The organism is Ilyobacter sp., assembly GCF_041583315.1.
GTDB lineage: Bacteria > Fusobacteriota > Fusobacteriia > Fusobacteriales > Fusobacteriaceae > Ilyobacter.
On sequence record NZ_JBFHGC010000449.1, the window covers coordinates 1 to 2409 of the forward strand.

Consider the following 2409-nt stretch of genomic DNA (forward strand, 5'->3'; position numbering starts at 1 on the left):
ATACTTCTCACTCTGTGATCTTCTTCGTCTAGGTAGTGTACATTTGAAGTGGCTACAACTCTTTTATTCTTTGCCTTTGCCAGTTGATACAAAAACTTATTTGCCTTTTCTATATCATTAAAGGAATTTATTGTTCCTGTGCCCTCCTTTTCGCAGAGTTCACTGTAACTTTCTCTAGGCTGGAGTTCTATATAATCGTAAAAATCAATTTTTCTTTCAAGGTGGTCGAGATTATATCTGAAATAAGCTGAAGCCAGCTCTCCTTCATTTGCAAAGTGCATACTCATAACTGCACCTGTGAAGATTCCTTCACGATTTTCCTCTATAACGGACTTTGGTATCCTTGGCTTCTTATTACCGTAATAATTGATATGTGCCTCTGATACCAGCTTATAGAGGTTTTTCAGTCCTGTATTATTTTTTACCATTAGCATAACGTTGCTTGTATCCTGTTTTTTTATGTTCACAGGGAAGACTCCGTCTAATTCGTTTAGCTTGGTTGCACCCTTTTCCATAAATTTTTCCAGAAAAATGGCAAACATGTTGGCAGTGGCTTGAGAATCATCAACGGCTCTGTGATGGTTTTCAAGGGCTACTCCCAGTTTCTTTGTCACTGACTTCAGACCGTGACCTCTGAGGTCTGGAAGAAGGTCTCTAGCCCACTGTAGGGTATCTATTACAGAAGGGTTGTAATCTTTTATATCAGTATACCTTTTTACATCTCTGGTTAAAAATCCCATGTCAAACCTTGCATTGTGAGCCACCAGTGTGGCATCCCCTGCAAATTCCAGGAATTCAGGTAAGACAGTCTCTATAGAGGGCTCTCCCTTTACCATATCATCCGTTATTCCTGTGAGTTCCTGTATCTTATTTGGAATACTCCTTCCAGGATTGATAAGCTGAGAGTATTTATCTACAATTCTTGTACCATTTAATTTTATGGCACCGATCTCTATTATCTCGTTTTGGTGGGAGTTTAGACCCATGGTTTCCAGGTCGTATACCACATAAGTTTCCTCTTGAATAAGAACATCCTTTGGATTTTCAACCATGGGACGGGTATCGTCTACCATATATGTATCGCATCCGAAGAGAATCTTGAGGTCACTTCCTTTTGCGGCCTTGTAAACGAAAGGGAAAGAGTGTACTCCTCCGTAATCTGTTACAGCCAGAGCTTTATGACCGTATTTCAAAGCTCTTTTTACAAGGTCTTTTGAATCTATAGAACCCACCATCTCACTCATTTTTGTGTGAGTGTGTAGCTCTACCATCTTTTCGGGAGCCCTGTCTTCTCTCTCAGTAGTCTTTGAAGTGATTATATTTATAGATCCGACCATTAGTATCTCTTCGTCATTTGAGTACTTATCCCGCTGCTTTTTACCATTTAGTTTTACCCAGATATTTTCTTCGATAGAAAGTCCTTCAGATTCTGATTTTTCCATAAACTTTTTACAGGATATTGAATTTTCCAGATTTGTAATATTAAATGTAACAAGTACTTTTCCGCTTTTGAGTTCTCTTTTCTCTACTGAAAAAAGCTGACCTTCTAATACGCAGCTTTCACCGTCATATATCTCTCCGAAGGCCTCAAAAGATATGGTTTTTCCTTTGATGATTTTTCCTATGACTATGTCTCCGCTTTCTGATGTGGCAATAGGTGCAGCTTTCTTGGAAGAAGATGTTTTTATATCGTCAGAGACTATTTTTTTCTCAAGTTCTTTTTCTATTTTAATTATTGAATTATTTACTTCCTGCAGTTCCTTTGTAAAATCACCTGATACAAGCCTTACCTCAAAATTTCTTATGCCATATCTTTTCAGTCTGTGATTTAGCTTTTCATGAATGTTTGATTCTAGAAGGATATCAACAGCTGTTTCATTTTTTAGCTCAATATCAATATGCTTCTCTTGGATGCTTATTCTGTACAGATAAAGGAAAGACCTGGATATGGCATTTTTTCTCTTTATCTCCCGGATGATCCTCTCTATAATCTCTTTCAAGTCCTCTTTGGTGATCTCTTTATTTAAAAATTCCAATTCAAAATGAAGGTCGGCGTCTTCACCGAATTTATTGGCCAGAGCATCTTCAAGGATGTCTAATTCCTTTAAACTCGAAGTGGTTGATACCAGACAGTTCAACTCTATTTTTTTCTCTCTCTCGTATACCACTATCTCTGTTATATCAATATTCTTTATACCAATAGATTCAAATATATTGTTACGGGGTTTTATTTTAACTTTATTTTTATACACATCACATCATACCCTTTCATTAGAAAAAAGGAGCCCTTTATGGCTCCTGTGTTTTAATTTTCTCCCAGCAGCCTGTCTAAAATAATTGAAACAGCCGATCTTACTGAAAGATGGTTATATTTTGTATTTCCTCTGATGGGTTCTAAAATATATTTAG

General features: G+C 36.9%; 2 protein-coding genes. Both read right to left on the minus strand.

Annotated features, from left to right (window positions below; all coding sequences use genetic code 11):
* On the minus strand, nt 1–2252 hold a 2252-nt coding region (locus ABZA26_RS12755), incomplete at its 3' end, for an exonuclease domain-containing protein (RefSeq protein WP_372714893.1).
* A gap of 53 nt (nt 2253–2305) precedes the next feature.
* The coding region (locus ABZA26_RS12760; RefSeq protein ID WP_372714894.1) for an RNA methyltransferase at nt 2306–2409 on the minus strand (104 nt) is incomplete at its 5' end.